We start from the raw sequence: 24,850 nt of genomic DNA, 5'->3' as shown, positions 1-24,850 counted from the left end.
AGTGGGAGCGCGCTTCCTTGACACGGAAGAGGTCACTGGTTCAAACCCAGTATCGCCCACCAGCGGAAAGGCTCGTCACTCGACAGGGTGACGAGCCTTTCTCGTACCGGCCGGTCTCAGGTCGAGGCGTGCAGCAGCGCCTCCCCGACGACACTCCGGCTGCTCAGCAGGCAACGCCCCTGCCGGTGGGTGACGACCAGACCGGCGGCGCGCAGCGCCGCCAGGTGCTGCGACACCCCCGCCAGGGAGAGCCCGGTCCGCCGGGCCAGCTCCGTGGTCGACCGCGGCGCGTCGAGCTCCGCGAGGAGCCGGGCCCGGCCCTTCCCGAGCACCGCGCGCAACGCGTCCGGCGCCGTCGTCGGGCACTCCCACAGGGTCCCCAGCCCCTGCGCCGGGTACGCCAGCTGGGGCAGGTCACCGGCGGCGATGCTGAGCACCGACGGCCACACGAAGACCGAGGGGACCAGGACCAGGCCCGCCCCGTCCGGTACGTCCGGCACGGTGCAGTGCCGCTGGCTGATCAGCAGCGCGTCGCCCTCCCAGCGGACCCGCTCGTGCAGGTCGTTGAGGAGCCCGGCCGCGCCGTCCTCGGCGAGCCGGCGGGCCCGCCGGAGCACCTCGGCGTCGAGCAGCGTGCGGATCCGGGGCCAGTCGGCGGCGAGCGCGACCCGCCAGTACGTTCCGATCTCCTCCGCCAGCACCCGCAGGCCGGCGTCCGGGTCGGCGTACAGGTCGGCCAGCGCCGGTGGGCGGGCGCCGGGGTAGAGGTCCAGGTGGGCGCGGACGGTGGCGGCCGGGGTGGCGCGCAGCGCCGCCAGCTCCTGCCCGAGGTCCGGGGTCAGGCCGGCCGCCGGTGGGGTCAGGAAGTCGGCCAGGTAGCCGGGGCCGGCCGGGACGAGCTGCCAGAGCAGGCTGCGGTCGAAGAGGCCGGCCCGCGCCAGCCGGGGTCGGACGCGACGCGCCCACGGCAGGTGGACCGCGTGGTCGCCGGGGTCGCGCAGCACGCGGACGCTGGCGACGACCTCCCAGAGGCAGGAGACCGCGAAGCGGATCCGGGCGACGGCGCTCGCCGACAGGCCGATCGCTACCACCGGACCCCCTTGGTTTCAACTGGGACTGAAACATTACGGCCGGCGCCGGTCCGCTCCCAGACTGACCGGGTGACCGATCAACACCGCAGAGCAGAGCTCCTCCGTTCCCTGCACGTCCCCGGCCGGCCGCTCGTCCTCGTCAACGTGTGGGACGCGGCGAGCGCCCGGATCGTCGCGGCGGCCGGCGCCCCCGCGATCGCCACGACCAGCGCCGGCGTCGCCTGGAGCCTGGGCGCACCCGACGGCGACCGCCTGGGCCGCGACGCGGCCGTCGACCTGGTCGGCCGGGTGGTCGCCGCGGTGCCGTCGCCGGTCACCGCCGACATCGAGTCGGGGTACGGCGACACCCCCGACGAGGTGGCCCGGACCGTCCGGGCGGTGATCGGGGCCGGCGCCGTCGGGGTGAACGTCGAGGACGCCCGACACGACGGCGCCGGCCCGCTGCGCGAGGTGGAGGACCAGTGCGCCCGTCTCGCCGCCGTCCGTGCCGCGGCCGACGAAACCGGGGTGCCGCTCTTCGTCAACGCCCGGGTCGACACCTTCCTGCGGGGCGTGGGCGGCGTCGAGGAGACGGTGGCCCGGGCCCGGGCGTACCTGTCGGCCGGTGCGGACGGGGTGTTCGTGCCCGGCGTGGTCGCCCCGGACGTCATCGCCGCCCTGGTGGAGGCCGTACCGGCGCCGCTCAACGTGCTCGTCGGGCCGGGCGCCCCACCGGTGGCGGAGTTGGCGGGGCTCGGTGTCGCCCGGGTCAGCCTGGGCTCATCCGTCGCCGAGGCGGCGTACGCGGTGGCCCGCCGGGCGGCGGACGAGGCGTACGCCACCGGCACGTACGCGGCGCTCGCCGACGCCGTCGAGTACGGGGTCCTGAACGACCTGATGGGTGGCTGACCCCGTACGCGGAGGGAGCGCCGACCACCAGTGGTGGTCGACGCTCCCTCGGGTTCGTCGCGCGCGGACGATCAGCCCCGTCGGCCGGACGCGGCGGGCGGGTGTGGTCAGAGCGGCGGAGCGATGTCCCGGCGCTCCTCGACCCGCCGGTACTCCACCGGCTCGGTCGGGGTGACCACCGCGCGGCGGCGGCCCCAGACCAACGTGGTCATGATGAGCCCGAGCAGGCCGGCCGCCATCAGGATCCAGCCGACCACGTCGAGGTTGACGCCGCCGACGCTCGCGTCCAGCGCGAAGGTGAGGATCGCACCGACGGCGAGCAGGAAGATACTCGTTCCGATTCCCACGACAGCCTCCTTCAGGGGATGTGGTGTGCTGTCGAGGGAGGTCAGTACCCCGCCGGTGACCAGCGCAACCATGGCCCTCCATGCGCCGGGTCGATCGGTACGCGCGGATGCGGGCGGGGCGGCGGCGCGGCCGATCTTGTCGTCGGGTAGAGTTCTGTCCGTCGCCGGGGAAACCGGGCGGCACGCGGACGTAGCGCAGCTGGTAGCGCATCACCTTGCCAAGGTGAGGGTCGCGGGTTCGAATCCCGTCGTCCGCTCTCGACCACGGGCGATTGGCGCAGTGGGAGCGCGCTTCCTTGACACGGAAGAGGTCACTGGTTCAAACCCAGTATCGCCCACCAGGCGTACACGATCCGTCGTGAGAAGCCCCGGCTCTGATGAGCCGGGGCTTCCGTCATTCCCCCCGCCGTCCCTCGCCCCCGGGCCCCTCGCCCTCTTGATCATGAACTTATCGGCAGTGTGGATCTCCGAACCTGGCGACAACTTCATGATCATCGGGGTGGGGGTTGGGATTTGGGGACAGTTGTTGTCGTCCCAGCGACAACAACTGTTCATGATCCGGCGAGTCAGACGCCGCTGGCCGGCACCCCGGGTGGGGTGCCGGCCAGCGGTCTGTCTTGGTCAGTTGTTCCAGTGCTTGGCGACGAGGTCGGCGGCCTGCTGCTCCCACTGTGCGTAGTGGAAGGGGTAGGCCGAGACCTGCACGGTCTGGGCGGCCTCGGTCAGCGGCATGTCCTGCCACCCGTCGACCTGCTTCAGACCCTTCAGGAACGCCAGGGTCGCGTACTCCGGGTCGGTGATCTGCTCCACCGTGCCCCAACCCGAGCTCGGGCGCTGCTGGAACAGGCCCTGCGAGTCATGGTCGTTACGCGCACCCAGGTGACCCAGGTTCTCCAACTTCGACTCCTGCAGCGCGGTCGCGATCGCCACGACGGCGGCGCGCTCGTCCATGTCGGCCTTCTTCGTCGCGGCGATGATCGCCTTGACGTTGGCGGTCTGCTCGTCGCCGAGGTCGATGCGCGACTGCTTGCCCTGCACACCGTGCGGGATCAGCTTGGTCTTGTCCACGCCCGGCTTGTCGGCCTGCACCGCGACCGCGACGGCCGGGTTGGTGGTGGTCGGCTCGCCGTGGTTCAGCGGGCCGGCGGCGAGACCACCGGCGATCGCGAGACCGGCGATACCCAGAACGCTCTTACGCATGATCGTGTTCATCAGAAAAGCTCCATTCGGGGGGTCGACGACGCGTCCCAATGGGGGTCGGGACACGACGTGAGCACCACGACAGGCGCTCGAAAGATCACAAAGGGGGAGAAGTCTTCAATCGGCGGCTTCGCAAGCGCGGCACCGGGACTGTGTGTAACGACCGGCGGCCGGCCATCATTCCGCCGGGAGGCGGCGGGGCTGCTCGTGCGATCGTCCAGGGGATGTAACGACCGGGGACCTGCGGTCATTCCGCCGGGGGCCATCGGGCGGCAGGGCAAGCCACCGCCGCTGCGGTCGTACAGGAGATGTAACGACCCCAGCCCCGCCACGATTCCAGCCTGGGGATGCCCCGGTCACGGGACCACGCGCACCGAACCGGACAGAATGCGCCATCACGCTCTGAGAGGACGCCCGAGCCGGCATGGCCGGCGCTTCTGCCGTCGGCAGATCGGGCTACCGGTCACCAGGGGACACCGGGGAGGCTGGGGCCCATGAGGCTCTTGGTGCTGGGTGGTACGGGATTCGTCGGCGGTGCGGTGGTGGCCGAGGGGGTACGCCGCGGCTGGTCGGTGACGGTGTTCAACCGGGGGATGCACGGCGCGGTGCCGCCGGGCGTACACCGGTTGCGGGGTGACCGGACGGCGCCGGACGGGTTGGCGGCCCTCGCCGGCGGCGGGTGGGACCTGGTGGTGGACACCTGGGACGGCGCGCCCCGGGCGGTCCGGGACGCGGCGCGCGCGCTCGCCGAGGCGGTGCCGCACTACGCGTACGTCTCCAGCGGGGCGGTCTACGCCCAGCCCGTGCCGGACGGCGTCGGCGAGGAGGCCCCGGTGGTGGACGCCGCGCCCGACGCCGGCGACGGCGACTACCCGCGGTGCAAGGCGGGCGGGGAGCGGGCCGCCGTGCAGGTGTTCGGCGATCGGGCGTTGCTGGTGCGGGCCGGGTTGATCCTGGGCCCGGGGGAGGACATCGGCCGGCTGCCGTGGTGGCTGCACCGGGTCGCCCGGGGCGGCGACGTGCTCGCACCGGGACCGCAGGATCTGCCGGTGCAGTACGTCGACGTGCGTGACCTCGCGGCCTGGACGTTGGACCGCGGCGTCGAGGGCGTCGGCGGGGCGTTCAACGTGATCAGCCGGACCGGGCACGCCACGATGGGCGAGCTGCTGGCGGCGGCCCTCGCGGTGACCGGGTCCGACGCCCGGCTGCGCTGGACCGACCCGGAGCCGATCCTGGCGGCCGGGGTGGTGCCCTGGAACGACCTGCCGATCTGGGTCCCGTCGGGTCACGAGTACCGCTGGATGCAGGAGCGGGGCGTCGACAAGGCGTACGCGGCGGGGCTGACCTGCCGGCCGGCGGCCGAGACCGTCGCCGACACCTGGCGGTGGCTGCGGCGGGTCGGCACCGTCCCGCCCCGCGCCGGGCGGCCGGCGCGGGAGCCGGTGGGGCTGGACCCGGAACGGGAGGCGACGCTGCTCGGCGCCCTCCACCCGGCCTGACCCCCGCGCGCCCCGTGCCGCCCGGCCGGCGCGACCGGCCCGGCCGGGCGGGACGGCTCAGGCCGACACCACGGGCAGGTCCAGCACGTCGTCCACGTCGCGCCGGGGGGTGACCACCCCGGGCTGGCCGTACCCGATCCGCATCACCATCTGCGGGGTGCCGTACCGGCCGAGCGACAGCCGTAGCTGCTCGCGGGCGCCCGGCACCTCGATCGGCTGGGAGAGCAGCGACACGCCCAACCCGGCGTCGGTCGCGGTCAGCAGCACCCGTTGCAGGGCCTGCCCGGCGACGATCTGGTCGGCGGCGGTGTTGCCCGCCGAGCCGAGGACCCCGACCAGCGGCTCCGGTTCGAAGTCCCGGCCGGGCGCGCGGTCGCGCCCGCCGAAACCGCGCGACGGCAGCAGGTCCTGCGGTTCGTCGCGTGGTCCGCCGGCGGCGGCCGGCACCCCGTCGGGGGCGGGCTCCCGGCGCATCCACTCCGCCCGCTCGTCCCGGTAGCGGGGGTCGCGCTCCAGCACCCGGTGGGCACTGTGGGCGATCTCGGCGAAGGCGTTGACCGCGCTGGTGCCGATCACCAGCTCCAGCCAGCACTGTTCGGTGCGGGCCGCCTCGCCGAGGCGCCAGCGCACGTCCGCGGGCACCGGGTCGGGCCAGAACGGGGCCCGGTTGCTGAACCGGCGGGGGATGGCCGCGTGCAGGCTCTGCTCGGTCGGGGTGGCGCGGCGTGGCCGGTCGGGGACCAGCCGGGCCACCACGTCCGGCTCCGCCGGGTACGGCCGCAGCCGCACCGTGGCCGGGGTGCCCGCCACCGCCAGCGCCAGGCGCAGGTTCAACAGCGCCGCCCCGCAGGCGAGCCGGGCCCCCCAGCCGCTCGGGTCGGTGGCGGGCAGCCGCCGCGCCCGGTCGACCGACAGCTCGATCCCGCCGTCGCGCAGCCGGAACCGCCACGGCTGGCAACTGTGCAGGGAGGGTGCGCGGACGGCGTCCGCGACGGCGGTCCGCAGCTGCGCGACGGTGAAGCCGGTCTCCATGGTCATGCTCCTTCCATGGCAGGTCATGCCGTGGGTGGTTCCTCTCCACGGTGCGTCACCGCCGGTGGTGGCGGGCAGGGCCGGATGTCCCGTCCGCCCGGGCACCCCTGCCCGCCCCGCCGCGGCAGGGTGGGGACTTTCGGCCCGTGCGGGTGGCGACCCGGGCGGGTAGAAACGAGGAATGATCCGGGTGTTCCTCCTCGACGACCACGAGGTCGTCCGTCGTGGCCTTGCCGACCTGTTGCAGAGCAGCGGCGACATCGAAGTGGTCGGTGAGTCCGGTTCCGCGTCGGAGGCCGCCCGGCGGATCCCCGCCCTGCGGCCGGACGTGGCGATCCTCGACGCCCGGCTGCCCGACGGCAACGGCATCGACGTGTGCCGGGACATCCGGGCCGTGGACTCCTCGATCAAGGGCCTGATCCTCACCTCGTACGAGGACGACGAGGCGCTCTTCGCCGCGATCATGGCGGGCGCGTCCGGGTACGTGCTCAAGCAGATCCGGGGCACCGACTTGGTCGACGCGGTCCGCCGGGTCGCCGCCGGCCAGTCGCTGCTCGACCCGGCGATCACCACCCGGGTGCTGGAGCGCATCCGCAGCGGCGTCGAGCAGCCCCGCGAGTTGATGACGCTCACCGAGCAGGAGCGCCGCATCCTGGAGTACGTGGCGGAGGGGCTGACCAACCGGGAGATCGCCGGGAAGATGTTCCTGGCCGAGAAGACGGTGAAGAACTACGTCTCCAGCGTGCTGGCGAAGCTGGGCCTGGAGCGGCGTACCCAGGCCGCGGTGCTCGCCACCCGGCTGCTCGGCAAGGGCCGCTGACCGTCCGCCGTGCCGGCGTCGGCGGGCCCGGCGTCGCCGGTCAGTCCCGCAGGGGGACGCACCAGTTCAGCTCGGTGCCGTGCGGCTCCACCCGGCGTACCTCGAACTCACCGCCGTGCCGCTCGGCGCGTTCCCGCAGGTTGACCAGGCCGCCCCGGGCGGCGGCCGGGTCGCAGCCCACGCCGTCGTCGGTGACGGTGACGGCCACCTGGTGGGCGTCGACGCGGACGGCGACGGCGACCCGGCGGGCCTGGGCGTGCCGGACCGCGTTGGAGAGCGCCTCGCGGAGCACGGCGGTGAGGTCCGGTCGGACGGGGTCGGGCACGGCGCTGTCGATCGGCCCGTCCAGCTCCAGGACGGGACGGAAGCCGAGGGATTCGGCGGCCAGGTCGACGGCCTCGCGGATCTCGGTGCGCAGCGCGGCGCTCATCGGGGTGCGCAGCTCGAAGATGGTGCGGCGGATGTCCCGGATGGTGGCGTCCAGGTCGTCGACGGCCGCGTTGATCCGCTTGGCGACCTCGGGCCGGGCGGCCATCGGGGCGGCGCTCTGCAGTTGCAGGCCGGTGGCGAAGAGCCGCTGGATCACCACGTCGTGCAGGTCGCGGGCGATCCGTTCGCGGTCCTCCAGGACCACCAGCAGTTCGCGTTCCTCCTGGCCGCGGGCCCGCTCCATGGCCAGCGCCGCCTGGCCGGCGAAGCTGTCGAGCAGGGTCACGTCGTCGTCGGTGGCCCGGCCGGCGCCCGGGCGGTGGGCGATGACCAGCACGCCGTGCAGGGTGTCCGCCGCGGCGAGGGGGGAAACCACCGCGGGTCCGGCGACCACCGGCACCGGCCACGGCGCGGCCTCGGCGAGGTTTTCCAGCAGTTCGTGCCGGCGCTCGGTGACGGAGCCGGCGAAGCTGGTCTCGCCGGCCGGCAGCACCGCCGCGACCAGCTCCCGGGCGGCCCCGTCGGCCGAGTCGACCACCTCGACGGTGAACTGGCCGACGTCGGAGTCGTAGAGCAGCACCAGGGCCAGCTCCGCCTCGGCGACCTCCCGGGCCCGGCGGGCGACCAGGGTCAGCGCGTCGGTGCGGCGTACCTCACCGAGCAGCACCGAGGTGATCTCGGCGGTGGCGGCGAGCCAGCGCTCCCGCCGGTGGGCCAGCGCGTAGAGCCGGGCGTTCTCGATGGCCACGCCGGCCGCCGCGGCGAGGGCGACCAGGATCTCCTCGTCGTCCTCGCTGAACTCCGGCGCGCCCTGCTTCTCGGCCAGGTACAGGTTGCCGAAGACCTGGTCGCGGATGCGCACCGGCACGCCGAGGAAGCTGTGCATCGGCGGGTGGTGCGGCGGGAAGCCGTACGACTCGGGGTGCTGGGTGATGTCGGGCATCCGTACCGGGCGCGGCTCGTCGATGAGCAGGCCGAGCACGCCCCGCCCGTGCGGCAGGTCGCCGATCGCGGCGTGCAGCTCCGGGTCGATGCCGTGGACGATGAAGTCGTGCAGCAGCCGGTCCGGCCCGATCACGCCGAGCGCGCCGTAGCGGGCGCCGACCAGCTCGCAGGCGGACCGCACGATCCGTTGCAGGGTGCTGCGCAGGTCGAGGTCGGAGCCGATGCCGACGACGGCGTCGAGCAGGGCGCGCAGCCGCTCCCGACTGGTCATCACCTCGCCGACCCGGTCCAGCATCTCCTGGAGCAGCTCGTCGAGGCGGACCCGGGACAGCGGGCTCAGCCCCAGCGAGGGAGTGGGGTGCTCGGCGCGGGGGGTCGGTGCGCTGGCCACCGGGCGATGCTATCGCCCGGTGTCCGTCCGGGAGGAGGCCGTCACGAGCGCTGGTCGCGTACCGCCGCGGTGTCGACCACCTGTTGCACCGGCAGCCGCGGCGTGTGCGGCGGGCCGGCGTGCGCCGGGTCCGCGATCCCCAGGCGCAGCACGAGGTACGGGAAGCCGAGGCCACGGAGCAGCTGACGCAGGATCTGGCGGGTGCCGGGCACCTCCACCGCCCCGGACAGCGGCACCATGGACACCCCGAGCCGGGTGGCGGTGAGCCAGGCCGCGGAGAGCGCCTCTCCGGCCCGCAGCCAGCTGTCCGGCTCGTCCTCGTCGTCGAAGAGCAGCGCGTACACGGCGGCCTTGTCGTGGCCGGGGCCGACCGGCAGCTCGCCGACGCGCCCGAAGTCCCGCGCCGGGACCGTGGTCTGCGGCTGCTGCTCCGGCAGCACCTCCGGCGGGAGGCCGGTGCCGGTGCCGGCCCGGCTGGTCCAGTACCGCAGCTCCTCGCGCACCTGCGGGTCCTCCGCCTCGATGGTGTCGGCGTGCGACGCCGCCGCCGCGAGCTCCATCACCTGGTCGCCGTCGAGGATCTGCAACCGGATGCCCTCGGCGCTGACCGCCCGGGCGATGTCACCGACCGCGCTGGTGGGCACCGGCTCGTCGCTGACCGGGCGCCGGTCGGTGTGCCGGACCTGCATGCACTGCACCATGCGCATCGCGTCGGGGTCGGCTCCCGAGCGGTCCAGACCGGTCAGCCGGGCGAGCAGGTCCGGCTGCGCCGGGTCGGGCAGCCGCTCCACCACCGCCGTCCATCCCTCGGCGGCGAGCGCCAGCCGGGCGTGGTGCAGCGCCGTCCCGCAGCTGAGCGTCGACAGGCGTCCCTCCGGGTCGGTGGCGGCCAGCTGGCGGTCCCGGTCCACCCGCAGCTCCAGGGCGTCCGGCAGGACCCGCCAGCGCCACGGCTGCGTGTTGTGCACCGAGGGGGCGTGACCGGCGGTGGCGGCCGCCTCCGCGAGCGCGGTGGTCAGCGGCCGATCAGCGGCCGGCGTCTCGTGGCTCATCGTGGCGACCTTTCCGTGTCCCCGTCGTGCCCGCCCCGACGTCCCGGGTGCGGCCTGCCGCTCCATCCTGCGTCAGCGCCCGACGGTCCGCACGGGACGGAGGTCCCGTCATGCGGGCCTTCCGGCCCGCCCGATTCCTCCGGATCTCACTGTCCGGTCTCGCCGACGACCCGAAACCCGGGCAGACCGGCGTGGACCCCCGGAGGACGGCGCCCTCGGCGGTCGCCGTGGTCAGCGTTCCCGGGCGACCGCCACCGGGCAGTGCGCGTGCTGGAGGAGCTGCTGGCTGACCGAGCCGAGCAGCATCCCGCGCAGCCCGCCCCGGCCGCGGCTGCCCACCACCATGAGCTGGGCGTCCCGGCTCGCCTCGACCAGGACGGCCGCCGGGTTGCCGGGCGTGACGTCCACGGTGACCGCCACGTCGGGGAAGTCCTCCCGGCACCGCGCCACGGCGTCCCGCACGGCGGCCCGCTCCCGCGCGGCCTCCACCTCGACGTCGTGATCCGGGGCCCGTCCGGGCGGCTCGGAGACCCGGACGACCCGCAGCGGCGCCTCCCGCCGGGCGGCGTGCTCCACGGCGAAGCGGAGCGCCACCCGGGAGGGCTCGGATTCGTCGACGCCGACCACCACCGGGCCCACCGCGCCGGCGCCGGCCTCCCGGACGACCACCACCGGGCAGTGCGCGTGCGCGGTCACCGCCAGCACCGTCGAGCCGGTCAGCAGCCCGGTGAAGCCGCCGTGGCCGCGGCTGCCGAGCACCAGCAGCCCCGCCCGCGCGGAGCGTTCCTGGAGCACCAGCGCGGGCGGGCCGTCGTGGACCTCGCCGTGCACGGTGACCGTGGGGCGCGCCGCGGCGGCGTCGGCGGTCGCCTCGCGGACCAGCTCCTCGACCTGCCGGCGGGCGGTCTGGTCCGGCCAGACACCCGGGGCCGGTCCCGGGCCGATCCAGCCGGCCACGGTCAGCCACTCGAAGACGTACGCCAGGTGGACCGGCCGGGCGCTGCGTTCCGCCTCGTCGAGCGCCCAGTCCAGGGCGACGGCGGCGTCGGCGGAGCCGTCGTAGCCGACCAGGATCTCCGTCGAGGTCACTGCCCGTTCCGCAGCGCGGGCTCGGTCTCCCGGATCCACCGCCACTCGGCGACCCGTGGGTCGTCCTCACCGAAGCGGCGGGTGTAGTCCCGGCACGACTCCCGGGCGTCGACCATGTCCTGACGCAGGTGGGCGGCGCGCGAGGCGAGCCCGGGCACCCGGTCGATGACGTCGATCACCAGGTGGAAGCGGTCCAGGTCGTTGAGCATCACCATGTCGAAAGGGGTGGTGGTGGTGCCCTCCTCCTTGTATCCGCGCACGTGCAGGTTCTCGTGGTTGGTGCGCCGGTAGGTCAGCCGGTGGATCAGCCACGGGTAGCCGTGGTACGCGAAGATGATCTGCTTGTCCTGGGTGAAGATGGTGTCGAACTCCTTGTCCGACAGCCCGTGCGGGTGCTCCGAGGCGGGCTGGAGCCGCATCAGGTCCACCACGTTGACCACCCGCACCTTCAGCTCGGGCAGGTGCCGGTGCAGCAGGTCCGCGGCGGCCAGCGTCTCCAGCGTCGGCACGTCCCCGGCGCAGGCGAGCACCACGTCCGGCTCGGCGCCCTCGTCGTTGCTGGCCCAGTCCCAGATGCCGATGCCGCGGCGGCAGTGCTGGATCGCATCCTCCATGGACAGCCAGTTCGGCGCGGGCTGCTTGCCGGCGACCACCACGTTGATGTAGTGCCAGCTGCGCAGGCAGTGGTCCATGGTGGAGAGCAGGGTGTTGGCGTCCGGCGGCAGGTAGACCCGGACGACCTCGGCCTTCTTGTTCATCACGTGGTCGATGAAGCCCGGGTCCTGGTGCGAGAAGCCGTTGTGGTCCTGCCGCCACACGTGGCTGGAGAGCAGGTAGTTCAGGGAGGCCACCGGCTGCCGCCAGGTGATGCCCCGGGTGACCTTCAACCACTTGGCGTGCTGGTTGACCATCGAGTCGACGATGTGGATGAACGCCTCGTAGCTGGTGAAGATGCCGTGCCGGCCGGTGAGCAGGTAGCCCTCCAGCCAGCCCTGGCAGAGGTGCTCGGAGAGGACCTCCATCACCCGCCCGTCGGGGGAGAGGTGGTCGTCGCCGGGCACCGTGCCGGCCACCCAGGCCCGGTCGGTGACCTCGAACGCCGCGCCGAGGCGGTTCGAGGCGACCTCGTCCGGCCCGAAGAGGCGGAACGTCTGCGGGTTGGCCGTGATCACGTCGCGTACCCAGGGGCCCAGCGCACCGGTGGCGCCGGCGACGGTCTCGCCGGGCCGCTGTACGTCGACCGCGTAGTCGCGGAAGTCGGGCAGGCTCAGCTCGCGCAGCATCATGCCGCCGTTGGTGACCGGGTTGGCGCTCATCCGCCGGTCGCCCTTCGGGGGCAGGGCGGCCAGCTCGGCGACCGGGGCGCCGGTGGCGTCGAAGAGCTCCTCCGGTCGGTAGCTGCGCAGCCAGCGCTCCAGCTCGGCCAGGTGCTCCGGGTTCTTGCGCACCGCGTCGATCGGCACCTGGTGGGCCCGGTAGGTGCCCTCGACCCGCTTGCCCTCGACGTCGCGCGGGCCGGTCCAGCCCTTCGGCGTACGCAGGATGATCATGGGCCAGCGGGGGCGTTCGACGGTGCCGCCGGAGCGGGCCCGCCGCTGGATGGCGGCGATCTCGTCGCACGTCCGGTCGAGGGTGGCGGCGAGGAGCTGGTGCACCTTCGTCGGGTCGTCGCCCTCGACGACGTACGGCTGGTGGCCGAAGCCGCGCATCATGTCGAGCAGGTCCTCGCCGGGGATCCGGTCCAGCACCGTCGGGTTGGCGATCTTGTAGCCGTTGAGGTGCAGGATCGGCAGCACCGCGCCGTCACGGGCCGGGTTGAGGAAGACGTTGGAGAGCCAACTGCCGGCCAGCGGGCCCGTCTCGGCCTCGCCGTCACCGATGACGCAGGCGACCAGCAGGTCGGGGTTGTCGAACGCCGCGCCGTAGGCGTGGCTCAGCGCGTACCCCAGCTCGCCGCCCTCGTGGATCGAACCCGGCACCTCCGGCGCCACGTGGCTCGGGATGCCGCCGGGGAAGGAGAACTGGCGGAACAGCTTCGCCATGCCCGCCTCGTCGCGGCCGACCGCGTGGTACAGCTCGCTGTAGGTGCCCTCCAGCCAGGTGTTGGCCACCAGGGCCGGGCCGCCGTGGCCGGGGCCGGTGATGAACATCGCCGACAGGTCACGGGCGACGATGATCCGGTTGAGGTGCGCGTAGAGCAGGTTCAGCCCGGGGCTGGTGCCCCAGTGACCGAGGAGTCGGGGCTTGACGTGCTCGGGCGTCAGCGGTTCGCGCAGCAGCGGGTTGCCGAGCAGGTAGATCTGCCCGACGGTGAGGTAGTTCGCCGCCCGCCAGTAGGCGTCCAGCCGGCGCAGCTCGTCTTCGGTCAGTGTGCTGTGCGAATCGAGAGCGGTCTCCATGTTGCGTCAGCCTCTCGCGCGTCGGGGACTTCTGCATTCCGAAAGCGGGCGTCCGCCCCGGGGCCTGTCCAGCGTCGCCCGGCCCGGCGCGCGGGATCAGGGCCGTTGGTCCCGCGACCGCAGGGCGTCATGGCCCGTCCGGCGGCGTGTCGGTCAGGCCGCGGACGATGATGACCGGCGACGGCGCGTGGTACAGCAGGGACTGGCTCACCGCGCCCAGCATGCCGCGCCACGGTTCGTCGCCCCGGGCGCCGACCAGCGCCAGCTGCGCGGACCGCGACTGCTCGACCAGGACATCGCCAGGTTCGCCACGTACGGTGTGGCACTCCGCCGAGACCGTGGGATGGTGCCGGCCGGCCCGGGCCACCGCATCGAGGAGCACGTCGTCGCCGTCGTCGGCGCGTCCCGGCTCGAGCACCCGCACCGCGAGCAGCCGGGCCTCCCGGCCGGCGGCGCAGTCGAAGGCGAAGTCCAGCGCGGTCCGCGAACTCGTCGACCCGTCCACCCCGACCAGCACCGGCCCGGAGACGGCTGGCTCGGGGCGGACCACCAGCACCGGGCAGCCGGCCCGGGCGGCGAGCTGCACGCCGGTCGCGTCGGCCGGCACGCAGTCCCCGCAGCCGGCCATTCCGCCGTCGCCGATCGCCAGCAGGAACGCCGTGTCGGAGCGGCGGATCAACGCGGTGACCGGTGCGCCCTCGACGATCTCGCCGCTGACCGTCACCGTCGGTTCGACCTCGCGGGCGACCTCGGTGGCCCGGTCGATGAGCTCCTCGGCCTGGTCGCGGGGCCGGGAGACCGAGGGCTCCTCGAACGCCGCCTGCCAGTTGAAGGCGTGCAGCAGCACCAGGTCCCGACCGTGCGCGGCGGCCTCCCGGGCGGCCAGCCGGACGACCTCCATGGCCTGTGGCGACGGGCTGATGCCGGCCACGACCGGCGTACCGGCGGATCCGGTCATCCGGCTCACCTCCCGGGCGCCCCGCACCGTACGGCCACGCCGACCCCACCGACGCTAGTCGCGCCACCGCCCCGCCGGGCCGGGTTCGGCGCACTCGGGCGGGCCCGGACCGGCGCGGGCGTGTCGGGGCGGCGGGGTGCCGGACGCCTCAGCGGAACTTGACCCGGGCCACCGCGTCGAAGACCCGCGCGCCGAGCAGCCGGCGGGTGTGCACCATCGTCCAGGCGGCGGCGGTGACCTGGTAGCGGGTGCGGGGGCGGCCGGCGGACCGCCCGCTCGATCACCCGGGCCACCGTCTCCGGCGTCGCGGCGAGCAGCCGGTTCGAGTACGACCTGGCCATCGCCGCGTCGACCGAGGCGATCATCTTCCGGTACGGCCCGGCCGGTTCCGCCCCCGCGCCGAGCGACTCGGCGGCCACCGCGCCGAACCTGGGTGCGGCACGCGTGCTGGCAGGCGGCCCGGACCCACGAGCGGAACCTCAGGTACGTCATGCCGGGCGTTTGACAGCAATGGCGTTCCACTCGCGGAGTCGCCCGACGTCTGTGACGGGTGACGGGTGGCGGTGGTGGTGTGGCCCGGGGGTGGACGGGCCTGCGGGGAAGTGGGCCCGCGTGGGTGGTTGGGGGCTCAGTGGGTGGCCGGGTGGACCCGGAGCACCGCCGCGGTGGCGTTGTCGTCGCCGCCGGCGGCCAGGGTGGCGGCGAGCAGGTCGCGGACCGCCCGGGTCGGGTCCGGTCCGGCCAGATGGTCGCGCAGCGGGTGGTAGTCGAGCTGGTCGCTGACCCCGTCGGTGCAGAGCAGCCAGGTGTCACCGGGGCGCAGCGGGACGGCGAGCAGGTCGGCGGTGGGCGCGTCGGGGTGGCCCACGTAGCGCAGGAGCTGGTAGCGGGCCCGGGCCGCCTCGGAGGAGTCCGCCGCGTACCAGCCGTGCAGCAGGCCCAGCCAGGCGGCGGTGTGGTCGACGGTCATCAGCTCCAGGAGGCCGTCGCGCAGCCGGTAGGCGCGGGAGTCGCCGAGCTGGACGATCCAGGCCTGCTCGCCGTCGGGCTCGGCGAGCAGCGCGGTCAGTGTGCAGCCGGTCAGCTCGGCCAGTCGCGCGCCGGCGGCGCGTACCCGGGACTGGGTCTCGGCGACCGCGGCCCGCAACTGCCGTGGCCCCGTCCCCGGCCAGCTGGCGTGGACCCCCTCGACCAGGGTGGTCATCGCCGTGCTGCCGGCGACCCGGCTGCCCTCCCCGGCGCCCATCCCGTCGGCGACCGCGACGAACGGCAGCGCCGCGTCCACGTGCAGCACGTCGAAGTTCGCCGGATAGCGGTGACCGACCACGCTGCCGGCGGCGATCTCCAGCTCGACCGCGCCGACCCGGTGTCGCAGCGCGGTGGGGCGGTCGGGGGAGGGGCGGCGGCGCACCGGCCGACGCTAACACCGCAGCCGGCCGGAGATGTGTCAACCGGGGTTGACAACGTGGCGTTGTCAACGTACGTTGACAGCATGAGTCAGGCGACGGAACTCGCGGCGGCAGCCGGCAGCACCGATCCGAAGATCGGGCTGCGGGCGGTGCTCGCCCTGCGCCGGCTCCTCGAACGGCTGGAGGTGGTCCAGGTGGACAACGCCCGACGGCAGGGCTGGTCCTGGCAGGAGATCGCCGACGCGCTCGAGGTGAGCCGGCAGGCGGTCCACAAGAAGCACGCCGGGCGACCGGCGGTCCGCGGCAACTGGGAGGCGTGATGTTCGAACGGTTCACCGACCGGGCCCGCACGGTCGTCAGACGGGCAATCGAGGAGGCCCGGGCCGAGGGGCAGCGCCCGGTCGACACCGAGCACCTGTTGCTGGCCCTGCTCGCCGACCCCGACGCGCTGGCCGCCCGGGTGCTCACCGACGCCGGCGTGAGCGTCGGCGACCTACGTGCCCGCATCGCCCGGCACACCGCCGACGACGGCGCCGGCCTCGGTGCGGCGGACGCCGCCGCGCTGCGGGAGATCGGCATCGACCTGGCCGCGATCGTGGCCCGGATCGAGGAGTCGTTCGGTCCGGACGCGCTGCGGGCGGCGGTGCCGGCGCCCCGCCGACGCTGGGGCCTGAAACGGTACGTCGGCGGCCCCTTCTCGCCCCGCTCGAAGAAGGCGCTGGAGCTGTCCCTGCGCGAGGCGCTGCGGCTTCGCCACCGCCACATCGGCACCGAGCACATCCTGCTCGGGCTGCTGCGCGAGGGCGGCGGACTCGGCGCGCTGGTCCTCGCCGAGGTGGGGGTCGATCTGGACGACCTGCGCCGCCGCGTCGAGGTCGCGTCGCGGACGGCGGCCTGACCGGTACCCGGCGACGACGGCGAGCGGTCCCACGCCGGACGGCGGCGCAGTGGCGGGACCGGCTGGAGTCGTACCGCGAGCGGTCCACCGGGGTCCGGTCGGTCACCTGGAAGGCGGCGACCGGCCGGCCCCGGCCCGGCGGGGACGAGGCGGTGACCGAGGCGCCGCGGGTCGACTGGGTCCGCCGGGTGACCGACGTCGCGGATCGGGCGGCCCGGGGCGAACGGGTCGATCAGTGGCGGCGCCGCTGAAACCTGTTTGCGGCACACGCGACGTCGGGCCGTGTGGGCTCGCTGACCGACGGGTGTTGCTGCACACTTGCGCCGTGGATGGTGGACAGGACAGGCGCCCGGTGACCGCTGACGATGTCGCGCCGCGCTCGGCGGTGGTGGTCAACCCCGCCAAGGTGACCGATCTCGATGACTTCCGGCGTACGGTGAACGACGCCCTCGGCGCGGCCGGCTGGCCCGAGCCGACGTGGTACGAGACCACCGTCGCCGACCCGGGCCGGGGCCAGACCGAGGCGGCCGTGCGGGCCGGCGCGCAGGTGGTCTTCGCCTGCGGCGGCGACGGCACGGTGATGGCCTGTGTCAGCGGGCTGGTCGGCACCGACGCCGCCCTGGCCGTGCTGCCCCAGGGCACCGGTAACCTGCTCGCCGCCAACCTCGGCCTCTCCACCGACCTGGCCGCCGGGCTGGAGGTCGCCGTCGAGCGCGGGCTGCGCCGGCTCGACGTCGGCGCGGTCGACGACCGGTACTTCGCGGTGATGGCCGGGATGGGCTTCGACGCCCAGATGCTCCAGGACACCTCCGAGACCACCAAGGCGCGGATCGGCTGGCCGGCGTACATCATGGGAGCCGCGAAGCACCTGCGGGACCGGCCGATGCGGGTCTCGATCCGGATCGACGACCGGCCGCCGCTGCGCCGCCGGGCCCGCTCGGTGCTGGTCGCCAACGTGGGCCGGCTCCAGGGCGGCGTCCGGCTGCTCACCGACGCCGAGCCGGACGACGGCTGGCTCGACGTGGCCGTGCTCACCCCTCGTACGCTGCGGCACTGGCTGGCCATGGGCTGGGCGCTGGTCCGCCGGCGTGGCAGCGTGCCGCGGATGGAGGTCCTCCGGGGCCGCCGGGTCGAGATCACCAGCAACCGGGCGCAGCCCCGCCAGCTCGACGGCGACCTGATCGAGCCCGGGCGGACGCTGACGGCGGAGGTCCGGCCCGAGGCGCTCTGGCTCTGCGTGCCGCGGCCGGAGGGCCACCCCGACCTGGCGATGGACGCCGACGCGGCGGCGGAGCGCGGCGAGCAGTTGATCGAGGAGGCGCGCCGTGAGTAGCACCAGGCTCGTGCCGGAGACCCGGTTGATGTCCTCCGACGAGCTCTCCGCCGACGACGCCTGGCACACCCTGCGTCGCCAGGGCGGCTGGTCGCTGCTGCGGGACGCCTTCATCCGGTTCCGCTACGGCGACGGGTTCAGCCACTCCCGGGCCTTCGCGTTGCAGCTCTGCCTCGCCGTGGTCCCGTTCATGATCGCGCTGACCGGTCTGATCACCGAGCTCGGGGTGGAGGAGGGCGGCCAGGTGGTCGCCGACACCGTGCTGGCGCTCACCCCCGGGCAGAGCGAGCAGATGGTCCGGGAACTTCTCAGCGACGGCGAGCGCACCGAGGAAGCGGGCGAACTGGCGCTGACCCTCGGTCTGCTCACCGGCCTGGTCGCGCTGACCACCACCATGGCGCAGATCGAACGGGGCGCGAACCGGATCTACGGCGTGGAGCGGGACCGCCCGGCCCTGGCCAAGTACGTCCGGGCCGCCGTCCTCGCGGTCACCGCCGGCGTGCCGGCGCTGGCCGGGTTCCTGATCCTGGTCGGTGGCGGGGCGATCGGCGCCTCGGTGCAACGGCACTACGAGTGGGGTGATTTCGCCGGCGGCGTCTGGGCCGTGGTGCGGTGGCCGCTGAGCCTCGCGCTGACCGTGGTCGCCGTCTCGGTGATCTTCCGGCGCGCGCCCCGGCGCAACCAGCCCGGACTGTCCTGGCTCTTCTTCGGCGGCGGCATCGCGACCGCGCTCTGGTGGCTGGCCAGCCTGCTGCTGGCCGCGTACGTGCGGTTCAGCGACGGGTTCGGGCAGACCTACGGCGCGCTCACCGGGATGATGGCCCTGCTGCTCTGGGCCAACCTCACCGGCATGGCGCTCTTCGGCGGGCTCTCCTTCGCCGCCCAGTTGGAGGCGATGCGGATCGGCGTGCACGAGCCGGCCCAGCCGGACCTGTGGGAGCCGGAGAGTGAGCGGGAGCCGCTGCTCGACACCGGGGAGATGACCTCGCTCTGACCCCCGCCTTGCCGCCCTGCGGGTGTACGCGAAGCGCCGATCGGGTACTGCGCGTCGCCAGGAGATAGGGAGGCTGCCGTGAGCGCGGTGAAGGACGTCTTGGCACGACCCCTGGGTCATTTCACCGAGCGGACGCTGGCCGGCCTGGCGCTCGTGCTCTGCACCGGGGTCGGGTTCGGTCTGCTGCTGGTCCTGGTCCGGGTCCGGTGGTCCCCGCTCTACGACGTCGACCACGGCGTGGCCGCCGGGCTCAACGACCTGGTCGCGCCGCACGGGCCGCTGGTGACCGTGCTGACCGCGCTCACCGACCTCGGCGGCCGGGCGGTGATCATCTGGCTGGTCTCGGTGGCCGTGCTCGGCCTGCTGATCCGTCGCCAGAGCCGGCTGGCGGTCTTCCTGATCGTCACCGGTGTCGGCGCGCTGATCCTCGACCCGGCGCTGAAGACGCTGGTCGACCGGCTCCGCCCCGAGGTGGAGGTGCCGATCGGCGCCTACTCGGGGAACAGCTTCCCCAGCGGGCACGCGTTGGGCTCCTTCGTCGCGTACGGCGCACTGCTGCTGGTCTTCCTGCCGGCCATGGCGCCGCGCTGGCGCAAGCCCGCCATCGCCCTGGTCGCCACCGTCGTGTTCCTCATCGGCCTGACCCGGGTCGCGCTCGGCGTGCACTTCGTCTCCGACGTGCTGGGGGCCTGGCTGCTCGGCGCCGCCTGGCTCGGCGTCACCGCGTACGCCTTCCGGCTGTGGCGGCTGGAGCGCGGCCGGCGGCTGCCGACGCTGACCGAGGGGCTGGAGCCGGAGGCCGCGCACGAGGTGGCGCCGGCCCCCGACGAGGCGCACCTGCTGCCGCACCCCCGGGCCGCGGTCTTCGAGCTGCTGGTCGGCTGGGTGCTGGTCCTCGGCGCGCTATACGGCTTCGGCATCTTCGTCAGCTACCACGCCGGCGGGACCTTCTTCGCGACCCTCGACACCGACGTGCCGCGGTGGTTCGCCGAGCACCGCACCCCGGGCCGGGACGACGTCAGCTACTGGTGGAGCAAGGCCGGTGACACCCACGCCATCCTGCTCATCTCGCTGGTCTTCTGCCCGCTGGTGCTGGCGATCTGGCGCCGCTGGCGCCCGGTGCTCTTCGTGGCGCTGGCCATGTTCGGTGAGCTGAGCCTCTTCCTGGCCGCCGCCGCGGCGGTGGACCGCCCGCGCCCGCCGGTGGGCAACCTCGACGGGCCGATGCCGACCTCCTCCTTCCCGTCCGGCCACATCGCCGCCACCATCTGCGTCTGGGCGGCGATCACGCTGGTCGTCCTGCCGCGCACCGACCGGTGGTGGCGCTGGCTCTTCGTGACCCTGGCGGTGATCATGCCGGTCGGCGTGGCGATCTCCCGGATGTACCGGGGCATGCACCATCCGACCGACTTCATGGGCGCGATCCTGCTGAGCGCGCTCTGGATCGGGCTGCTCTACTGGGTGGTCCGCCCCAACGCCGACGTCGCGGAGGGCAACACGCCGGCCATCGAGTCGGAGCAGCTCCACGAGCTGGACGACGAGCTGGCCAAGGCCGCCCGGGTGGACTGACGTGCTGCGGGTGATGACCTGGAACATCCGGACCGGCGGGCGGGACCACGACGGTCCGGGCCGGCTGGACCGGGTGGTCCGGGTGGTCACCGGGCAGCGGCCGGACGTGCTGGCGGTGCAGGAGCTGCGTGGCTTCGACGACGGCGGGGTGCTGGCCGACTTCGCGGGCCGGGTGGGGATGCGTCCCCACCTGGCCCGGTCCTGCTTCGGTCAGCCGGTGGCGGTGCTGGTCCGGCCGCCGTGGCGGGCCGTGGCCGCGGCCCCGCTGCGCCGCCCCTTCCACCACGCCGCGCAGCGGGTGGTGCTGGCCAGCGACGCCGGCCCGGCGACGGTGCTCAGCGCGCACCTCGACCCGTACTCGGGGTTGCGGCGGCGGGTGGAGGCCGGTTGGCTGGCCGCGGCGGTGCGCCGGGCGTCGGGCGAGCTGGCGCTGCTCGCCGGCGACCTGAACACCCTCGACCCGGGCGGCGAGCACGCCGAGCGGGTGGCCCGGCTGCCGGTGGCGTACCGGCGGCGGCACCTGCGCCGCGACGGGCGCACCGTGGAGACCCGGGCGGTGGCCCGGCTGCTCGCCGCCGGCCTGGTCGACCTCGGCGCCCGGCCCGGCGCCGCCGAGGAGGGCGTGACGGCGCCGACCCGGCACGGCGGCGGGGCGGAGTTCTCCGGAATGCGGCTGGACTACCTCTTCGCCACGTCCCCGTTGGCCGCCCGGGTGCGGGACTGCCGGGTGCTGCGCGGCGGGGAGACCGAGTACGCCTCCGACCACTACCCGGTCGTCGCCGAGTTCGCTCTCGACCCGGCCTGACCGCCGCCGTCCCGGACGAGGGAGCGGCGGCGGCGGCGGGGGTCAGCTCAGAGGATCAGGTTGAGCAGGACGGTCAGCACGACCGAGGCGAGCACCGAGAAGAGGATCATCAGGAGGCAGCCGAGGCCCCCGCCGAGTGGACGGATCTCCGTGTTGCCGATGCGCATGGTTCACCTTGTCAGGGTCGGGGCGAGCAGGGTGCGGATCGCGCCGGCCACCTGCTCGGGGGCGGTGGTGACGACGTTGTGCGCGGCCCCCGGCACGGTGGCCGCGCGGGCGTGCGGGACGAGCCGGGCGGCCCGGTCCCGCCACGATCGGGGGACGACCGGGTCCCGGTCGCCGGTGAGCACCAGGGTGGGCGCGGCCACCCGGACGAGGTCGGCCTCGATGGCGTTGCGCACCGAGTGCGACAGCGTGGCGTAGACCCGCCAGGGGCGGGCGTCGGCGACGTCCCGGGCCAGGATCGGCGCCTGCAACGGCGCCTCCCGCAGGGTGTCGACCAGCCAGCGGCCGAACTGTCCCCGGCGGGTGCGGGCCGCCGGGTCGCTGGTCGGCCCGGCCAGCACCAGGGCGCGTACCGCCTCGGGGTGGTGGGCGGCGAGCGCGGCGGCCACCTCGGCGCCGAACGAGTGGCCGAGCAGGCAGACCGGCGGCAGCCGGTACGCGGCCAGCCAGGCGGCCAGGTGTGCGGCGTGCTCCCGTACGTCGTAGGCCCGGTCGGGATGCGCGCTGAGGCCGAAGCCGGGCAGGTCGGGCACGTACACCGGATGGGTCGGGGCCAGCGCGACGGCCAGCGGGGTGAGGTAGCGGTGCGAGACGGCGAGTCCGTGCACCAGCACCACCGGGGCGGCGTCCCGGGTGGGGTCGCCGCCGCGCCGGGTGTGCGTACGCACTCCGTTCACCAGCCGCCACTCGCTGGTCAGCCCGGCGGCCGGTCGGGGCGCGGCGAGCGCCAGGCGCAGCTCGGTCGGGCCGAACCGCCCCGGCGCGGAGAGCCTGCCGGTCACAGCTCACGGAGCCGGGGTAGCAGCTGCTCCTGCGCCCAGTCCAGGAACATCGGCTGGGTCTCGCCGCCCACCTGCACGATCGCCACGTGGGTGAAGCCGGCGTCGACGAACTGCTTGAACGCCTCGACGTGCCGGTCCACGTCGGGGCCGCAGCTGATGCCCTGGGCGACGTCCTCCTCGCGGACGTACTGGGTGGCGGCGGCGAACGCCTCCGGGCCGGGCAGGTCGGCGTTGACCTTCCAGCCCATGCCGAACCAGCGGAACTGGTCGTGCACGATCTTGCGGCACTCGGCCTCGTCGGGGCCGTAGCAGATCGCGACCTGGCCGAAGCGGGGCTGGCCGGCGCCGCCCGCGTCGTCGTAGAGCTGGATGATCCGGGGGTCCGGCTCGGTGGCGACCAGGCCGTCGGCGTACTCGGCGGCGAGCGCGGCCGAGGACGGCCCGGAGGCCGCGACGGCCATCGGGACGGGCCGGTCGGGCCGGTCCCACAGGTACGCCTCGGGCACGTCGAAGTGGTTGCCGGAGAAGGTCAGGGTCTCGCCGTTGAGCAGCGGCCGAATGATCTGGAGCGCCTCCTCGAACATCTCGTGCCGCTGCTGCACGTGCGGCCAGCCGCCGACCACGTGCTCGTTGAGGTTCTCCCCGGCGCCGAGGCCGAGGGTGAACCGGCCGTCGGAGAGCGCCCCGACGGTGCTGGCCTTCTGCGCCACCACGGCCGGGTGGTAGCGGAGGATCGGGCAGGTCACGAAGGACATCAGCTCGGCCCGCTGGGTGGCGTGGGCGACCGCGCCGAGCACCGACCAGGCGTAGGGGGAGTGGCCCTGGGTGTCGAGCCACGGGTAGTAGTGGTCGGACATCACCAGCTGGTCGAAGCCGGCGGCCTCCGCCCGCACCGCGTAGTCGACCAGTTGCTTCGGACCGGCCTGCTCGCACATCAGGGTGTAGCCGACGGTGACCATCCTGGTTGCTCCTTCCGCCCGACGGATCGTCACCGGATACCCCGGTCGACGCCGGCCAACCCCCGCTGTCCGTTTCTCCGGGCGCCGGCCGGTGCGCCCTGGACGGAGCCCGGGGTCGGGTGCACCGGCCCGGCTTAACCGGTTCACCGTCTGCGGGTGGGGTAATGGGCGAGTCGCCGCCACCGGCTGACGACGTCGAGCGGGCTGTCAACTTAACCGGTTGCTTTCCGAATCGCATCGGCCTACGCTGATGTCCGCGCTGTCAGGGAGTACCGGGCGACGGCTGTCGGGCTGCAGCCGTGCGCCACCGTCACCACCCAACCGCCACCCCGCCAAGGGCACGGGGTCGACCTTCCCGAGGAAAGCCATGGAAAAGCGACTCACCGTCGCCGGCGTCGCCCTGCTCACCGTCCTCGCCGCCGTCTTCACCTTCGTCCACCCGGCCCACGCCGCGGCCGGGTTCTCGGTCGCCAACGGCCGGCTCTACGACGCAGGAGGCGCCGAGTTCGTCATGCGCGGCGTCAACCACGCCCACACCTGGTACCCCCAGCAGACCCGTTCCTTCGCCGACATCAAGGCGTTGGGCGCCAACACCGTCCGGGTGGTGCTCTCCAGCGGCGACCGCTGGACGAGGAACAGCGCCGCCGACGTCGGCAACGTCATCTCCCTCTGCAAGGCCAACCGGTTGATCTGCGTGCTGGAGGTGCACGACACCACCGGCTACGGCGAGGAGGGCGCCGCGGTCACCCTGGACCGGGCCGTCGACTACTGGCTCAGCATCGCCGGTGCGCTCAACGGCCAGGAGAGGTACGTCATCGTCAACATCGGCAACGAGCCGTACGGCAACCAGAACTACGCCTCCTGGACCACGGACACCGCGAACGCGATCAAGCGACTGCGCGCCGGCGGGATCGCCCACACCATCATGGTCGACGCCCCGAACTGGGGCCAGGACTGGTCGTTCACCATGCGGAACAACGCCGCCACGGTGTTCAACGCCGACCCGGCGCGCAACACCGTCTTCTCGATCCACATGTACGGCGTCTTCGACACCGCCGCCGAGATCACCGACTACCTGGGCCGGTTCCGCAGCGCCGGGCTGCCCATCGTGGTCGGCGAGTTCGGCTTCAACCACTCCGACGGCAACCCGGACGAGGACACCATCCTGTCGTACAGCCAGGCCAACGGGATCGGCTGGCTCGGCTGGTCGTGGAGCGGCAACGGCGGCGGCGTGGAGTACCTCGACATGGCCACCGGCTTCGACCCGGCGCGGTTGACCAGCTGGGGGCAGCGGCTCTTCAACGGCGCCAACGGGATCCGGGCGACCGCGAAGGAGGCGTCGGTCTACTCCGGCACCACTCCGACCACGCCGCCCACCTCGCCCCCGCCGACCACCCCGCCGCCGAGCGCCGGCTGCACCGCCGCGTACACCATCGTCAACTCGTGGCAGGGCGGCTTCCAGGGTGAGGTCAGGGTGACCGCCGGGAACACGGCGATCACCGGCTGGACGACCCGGTGGACCTTCGCCAACGGCCAGAGCGTCAACCAGTCCTGGAACGCCGCGCTCACCGGCAGCGGGGCGACGTACACCGCCCGCAACGTCGACTACAACGGCCGGCTCGCGGCCGGCGCCAGCACCACCTTCGGCTTCATCGCCAGCTGGAACGGCGGCAACGCCGCGCCGGCGGTGAGCTGCACCGCGAGCTGAGTTCGCTCGGGCACCGGTGGCCGGGTCC

At 74.0% G+C, this 24,850-nt stretch carries 22 protein-coding genes and 2 tRNA genes; 12 read left to right on the top strand and 12 right to left on the bottom strand.

The window, feature by feature from the left end; genetic code table 11:
• Positions 1-116: 116 nt before the first annotated feature.
• Positions 117-1,091: an ArsR/SmtB family transcription factor gene (locus tag V6U79_RS25210; protein ID WP_334533624.1), complete on the bottom strand. Its 975-nt coding sequence runs from the start codon at positions 1,089-1,091 to the stop codon at positions 117-119.
• 69 nt (positions 1,092-1,160) lie between these two features.
• On the opposite strand from V6U79_RS25210, the gene V6U79_RS25205 reads away from it, so the two are divergent.
• A complete protein-coding gene (locus V6U79_RS25205) occupies positions 1,161-1,979 on the top strand; it encodes an isocitrate lyase/PEP mutase family protein (protein ID WP_334533622.1) in 819 nt (272 codons plus the stop codon).
• Positions 1,980-2,086: 107 nt separating this feature from the next.
• On the opposite strand, the gene V6U79_RS25200 is transcribed toward V6U79_RS25205, so the two are convergent.
• Positions 2,087-2,326, bottom strand: coding sequence for a DUF6458 family protein (locus V6U79_RS25200; protein WP_334533620.1), 240 nt, complete (start codon positions 2,324-2,326; stop codon positions 2,087-2,089).
• Positions 2,327-2,510: 184 nt separating this feature from the next.
• Between V6U79_RS25200 and V6U79_RS25195 the strand changes: the two genes are divergently transcribed.
• Positions 2,511-2,583 (top strand) — tRNA-Gly (locus V6U79_RS25195).
• 9 nt (positions 2,584-2,592) lie between these two features.
• Positions 2,593-2,667, top strand: a tRNA-Val gene (locus V6U79_RS25190).
• Between the two features lie 280 nt (positions 2,668-2,947).
• Here V6U79_RS25190 and V6U79_RS25185 read toward each other — a convergent pair.
• On the bottom strand, positions 2,948-3,538 hold the full coding sequence (locus V6U79_RS25185; RefSeq protein WP_334616055.1) for a hypothetical protein: 591 nt from the start codon (positions 3,536-3,538) through the stop codon (positions 2,948-2,950).
• A gap of 482 nt (positions 3,539-4,020) precedes the next feature.
• Here V6U79_RS25185 and V6U79_RS25180 point away from each other — a divergent pair, with 482 nt between their 5' ends.
• On the top strand, positions 4,021-5,025 hold the full coding sequence (locus tag V6U79_RS25180) for an NAD-dependent epimerase/dehydratase family protein (RefSeq protein WP_334525195.1): 1,005 nt from the start codon (positions 4,021-4,023) through the stop codon (positions 5,023-5,025).
• Between the two features lie 57 nt (positions 5,026-5,082).
• On the opposite strand, the gene V6U79_RS25175 is transcribed toward V6U79_RS25180, so the two are convergent.
• Positions 5,083-6,057 carry an Acg family FMN-binding oxidoreductase gene (locus tag V6U79_RS25175; protein WP_334525211.1) on the bottom strand — a complete coding sequence of 325 codons (975 nt, stop codon included), beginning with the start codon at positions 6,055-6,057 and terminating at the stop codon, positions 5,083-5,085.
• 181 nt (positions 6,058-6,238) lie between these two features.
• Here V6U79_RS25175 and V6U79_RS25170 point away from each other — a divergent pair, with 181 nt between their 5' ends.
• Positions 6,239-6,877: a response regulator gene (locus tag V6U79_RS25170; RefSeq protein WP_334525192.1), complete on the top strand. Its 639-nt coding sequence runs from the start codon at positions 6,239-6,241 to the stop codon at positions 6,875-6,877.
• 40 nt (positions 6,878-6,917) lie between these two features.
• Here the strand turns inward: V6U79_RS25170 and V6U79_RS25165 are convergent, their stop codons facing one another.
• From V6U79_RS25165 to V6U79_RS25140, 6 genes are all read right to left on the bottom strand, one after another.
• A complete protein-coding gene (locus tag V6U79_RS25165; RefSeq protein ID WP_334525209.1) occupies positions 6,918-8,591 on the bottom strand; it encodes a sensor histidine kinase in 1,674 nt (557 codons plus the stop codon).
• 92 nt (positions 8,592-8,683) lie between these two features.
• Positions 8,684-9,694 (bottom strand): Acg family FMN-binding oxidoreductase, encoded by a 1,011-nt coding sequence (locus tag V6U79_RS25160; protein ID WP_334525189.1) that lies wholly within the window; start codon positions 9,692-9,694, stop codon positions 8,684-8,686.
• A 231-nt stretch (positions 9,695-9,925) separates the two neighbouring features.
• Positions 9,926-10,783 carry a universal stress protein gene (locus V6U79_RS25155; RefSeq protein ID WP_334616053.1) on the bottom strand — a complete coding sequence of 286 codons (858 nt, stop codon included), beginning with the start codon at positions 10,781-10,783 and terminating at the stop codon, positions 9,926-9,928.
• Complete coding sequence (locus V6U79_RS25150; RefSeq protein ID WP_334525183.1) at positions 10,780-13,182, bottom strand: phosphoketolase family protein; 2,403 nt, start codon at positions 13,180-13,182, stop codon at positions 10,780-10,782. The genes V6U79_RS25155 and V6U79_RS25150 overlap by 4 nt, the downstream gene beginning before the upstream one ends.
• A 127-nt stretch (positions 13,183-13,309) precedes the next feature.
• On the bottom strand, positions 13,310-14,140 hold the full coding sequence (locus tag V6U79_RS25145; protein ID WP_334525180.1) for a universal stress protein: 831 nt from the start codon (positions 14,138-14,140) through the stop codon (positions 13,310-13,312).
• 628 nt (positions 14,141-14,768) lie between these two features.
• The gene (locus V6U79_RS25140; protein ID WP_334525177.1) at positions 14,769-15,551 is read right to left on the bottom strand and encodes a PP2C family protein-serine/threonine phosphatase; all 783 of its coding nucleotides are present in this window, start codon (positions 15,549-15,551) and stop codon (positions 14,769-14,771) included.
• 81 nt (positions 15,552-15,632) lie between these two features.
• On the opposite strand from V6U79_RS25140, the gene V6U79_RS25135 reads away from it, so the two are divergent.
• From V6U79_RS25135 to V6U79_RS25110, 6 genes are all read left to right on the top strand, one after another.
• On the top strand, positions 15,633-15,869 hold the full coding sequence (locus V6U79_RS25135) for an HTH domain-containing protein (RefSeq protein ID WP_334525174.1): 237 nt from the start codon (positions 15,633-15,635) through the stop codon (positions 15,867-15,869).
• Positions 15,869-16,447 (top strand): Clp protease N-terminal domain-containing protein, encoded by a 579-nt coding sequence (locus V6U79_RS25130; RefSeq protein ID WP_334525172.1) that lies wholly within the window; start codon positions 15,869-15,871, stop codon positions 16,445-16,447. Before V6U79_RS25135 ends, V6U79_RS25130 begins: the two co-directional genes overlap by 1 nt.
• A gap of 325 nt (positions 16,448-16,772) precedes the next feature.
• Positions 16,773-17,780: a diacylglycerol/lipid kinase family protein gene (locus tag V6U79_RS25125; RefSeq protein ID WP_442933313.1), complete on the top strand. Its 1,008-nt coding sequence runs from the start codon at positions 16,773-16,775 to the stop codon at positions 17,778-17,780.
• The gene (locus V6U79_RS25120) at positions 17,773-18,774 is read left to right on the top strand and encodes a YihY/virulence factor BrkB family protein (RefSeq protein ID WP_334525166.1); all 1,002 of its coding nucleotides are present in this window, start codon (positions 17,773-17,775) and stop codon (positions 18,772-18,774) included. The genes V6U79_RS25125 and V6U79_RS25120 overlap by 8 nt, the downstream gene beginning before the upstream one ends.
• A gap of 78 nt (positions 18,775-18,852) precedes the next feature.
• Entirely contained in the window at positions 18,853-20,343 is a 1,491-nt protein-coding gene (locus V6U79_RS25115) for a phosphatase PAP2 family protein (RefSeq protein WP_334525163.1), read from the top strand.
• Position 20,344: 1 nt separating this feature from the next.
• Positions 20,345-21,148 carry an endonuclease/exonuclease/phosphatase family protein gene (locus V6U79_RS25110; RefSeq protein WP_334525160.1) on the top strand — a complete coding sequence of 268 codons (804 nt, stop codon included), beginning with the start codon at positions 20,345-20,347 and terminating at the stop codon, positions 21,146-21,148.
• A gap of 170 nt (positions 21,149-21,318) precedes the next feature.
• On the opposite strand, the gene V6U79_RS25105 is transcribed toward V6U79_RS25110, so the two are convergent.
• Together V6U79_RS25105 and V6U79_RS25100 are read right to left on the bottom strand one after the other, a co-directional pair.
• Positions 21,319-22,155 (bottom strand): alpha/beta fold hydrolase, encoded by an 837-nt coding sequence (locus V6U79_RS25105; protein ID WP_334525157.1) that lies wholly within the window; start codon positions 22,153-22,155, stop codon positions 21,319-21,321.
• Positions 22,152-23,114 carry a TIGR03557 family F420-dependent LLM class oxidoreductase gene (locus V6U79_RS25100; RefSeq protein ID WP_334525154.1) on the bottom strand — a complete coding sequence of 321 codons (963 nt, stop codon included), beginning with the start codon at positions 23,112-23,114 and terminating at the stop codon, positions 22,152-22,154. The genes V6U79_RS25105 and V6U79_RS25100 overlap by 4 nt, the downstream gene beginning before the upstream one ends.
• A gap of 367 nt (positions 23,115-23,481) precedes the next feature.
• On the opposite strand from V6U79_RS25100, the gene V6U79_RS25095 reads away from it, so the two are divergent.
• Positions 23,482-24,822, top strand: coding sequence for a cellulase family glycosylhydrolase (locus V6U79_RS25095; protein ID WP_334525151.1), 1,341 nt, complete (start codon positions 23,482-23,484; stop codon positions 24,820-24,822).
• The last annotated feature ends 28 nt before the right edge of the window (positions 24,823-24,850 follow it).

Source organism: Micromonospora psammae (assembly GCF_036902725.1).
In the GTDB taxonomy this organism is placed as follows: domain Bacteria; phylum Actinomycetota; class Actinomycetes; order Mycobacteriales; family Micromonosporaceae; genus Micromonospora.
This window is presented reverse-complemented; position numbering and strand designations above follow the sequence as displayed.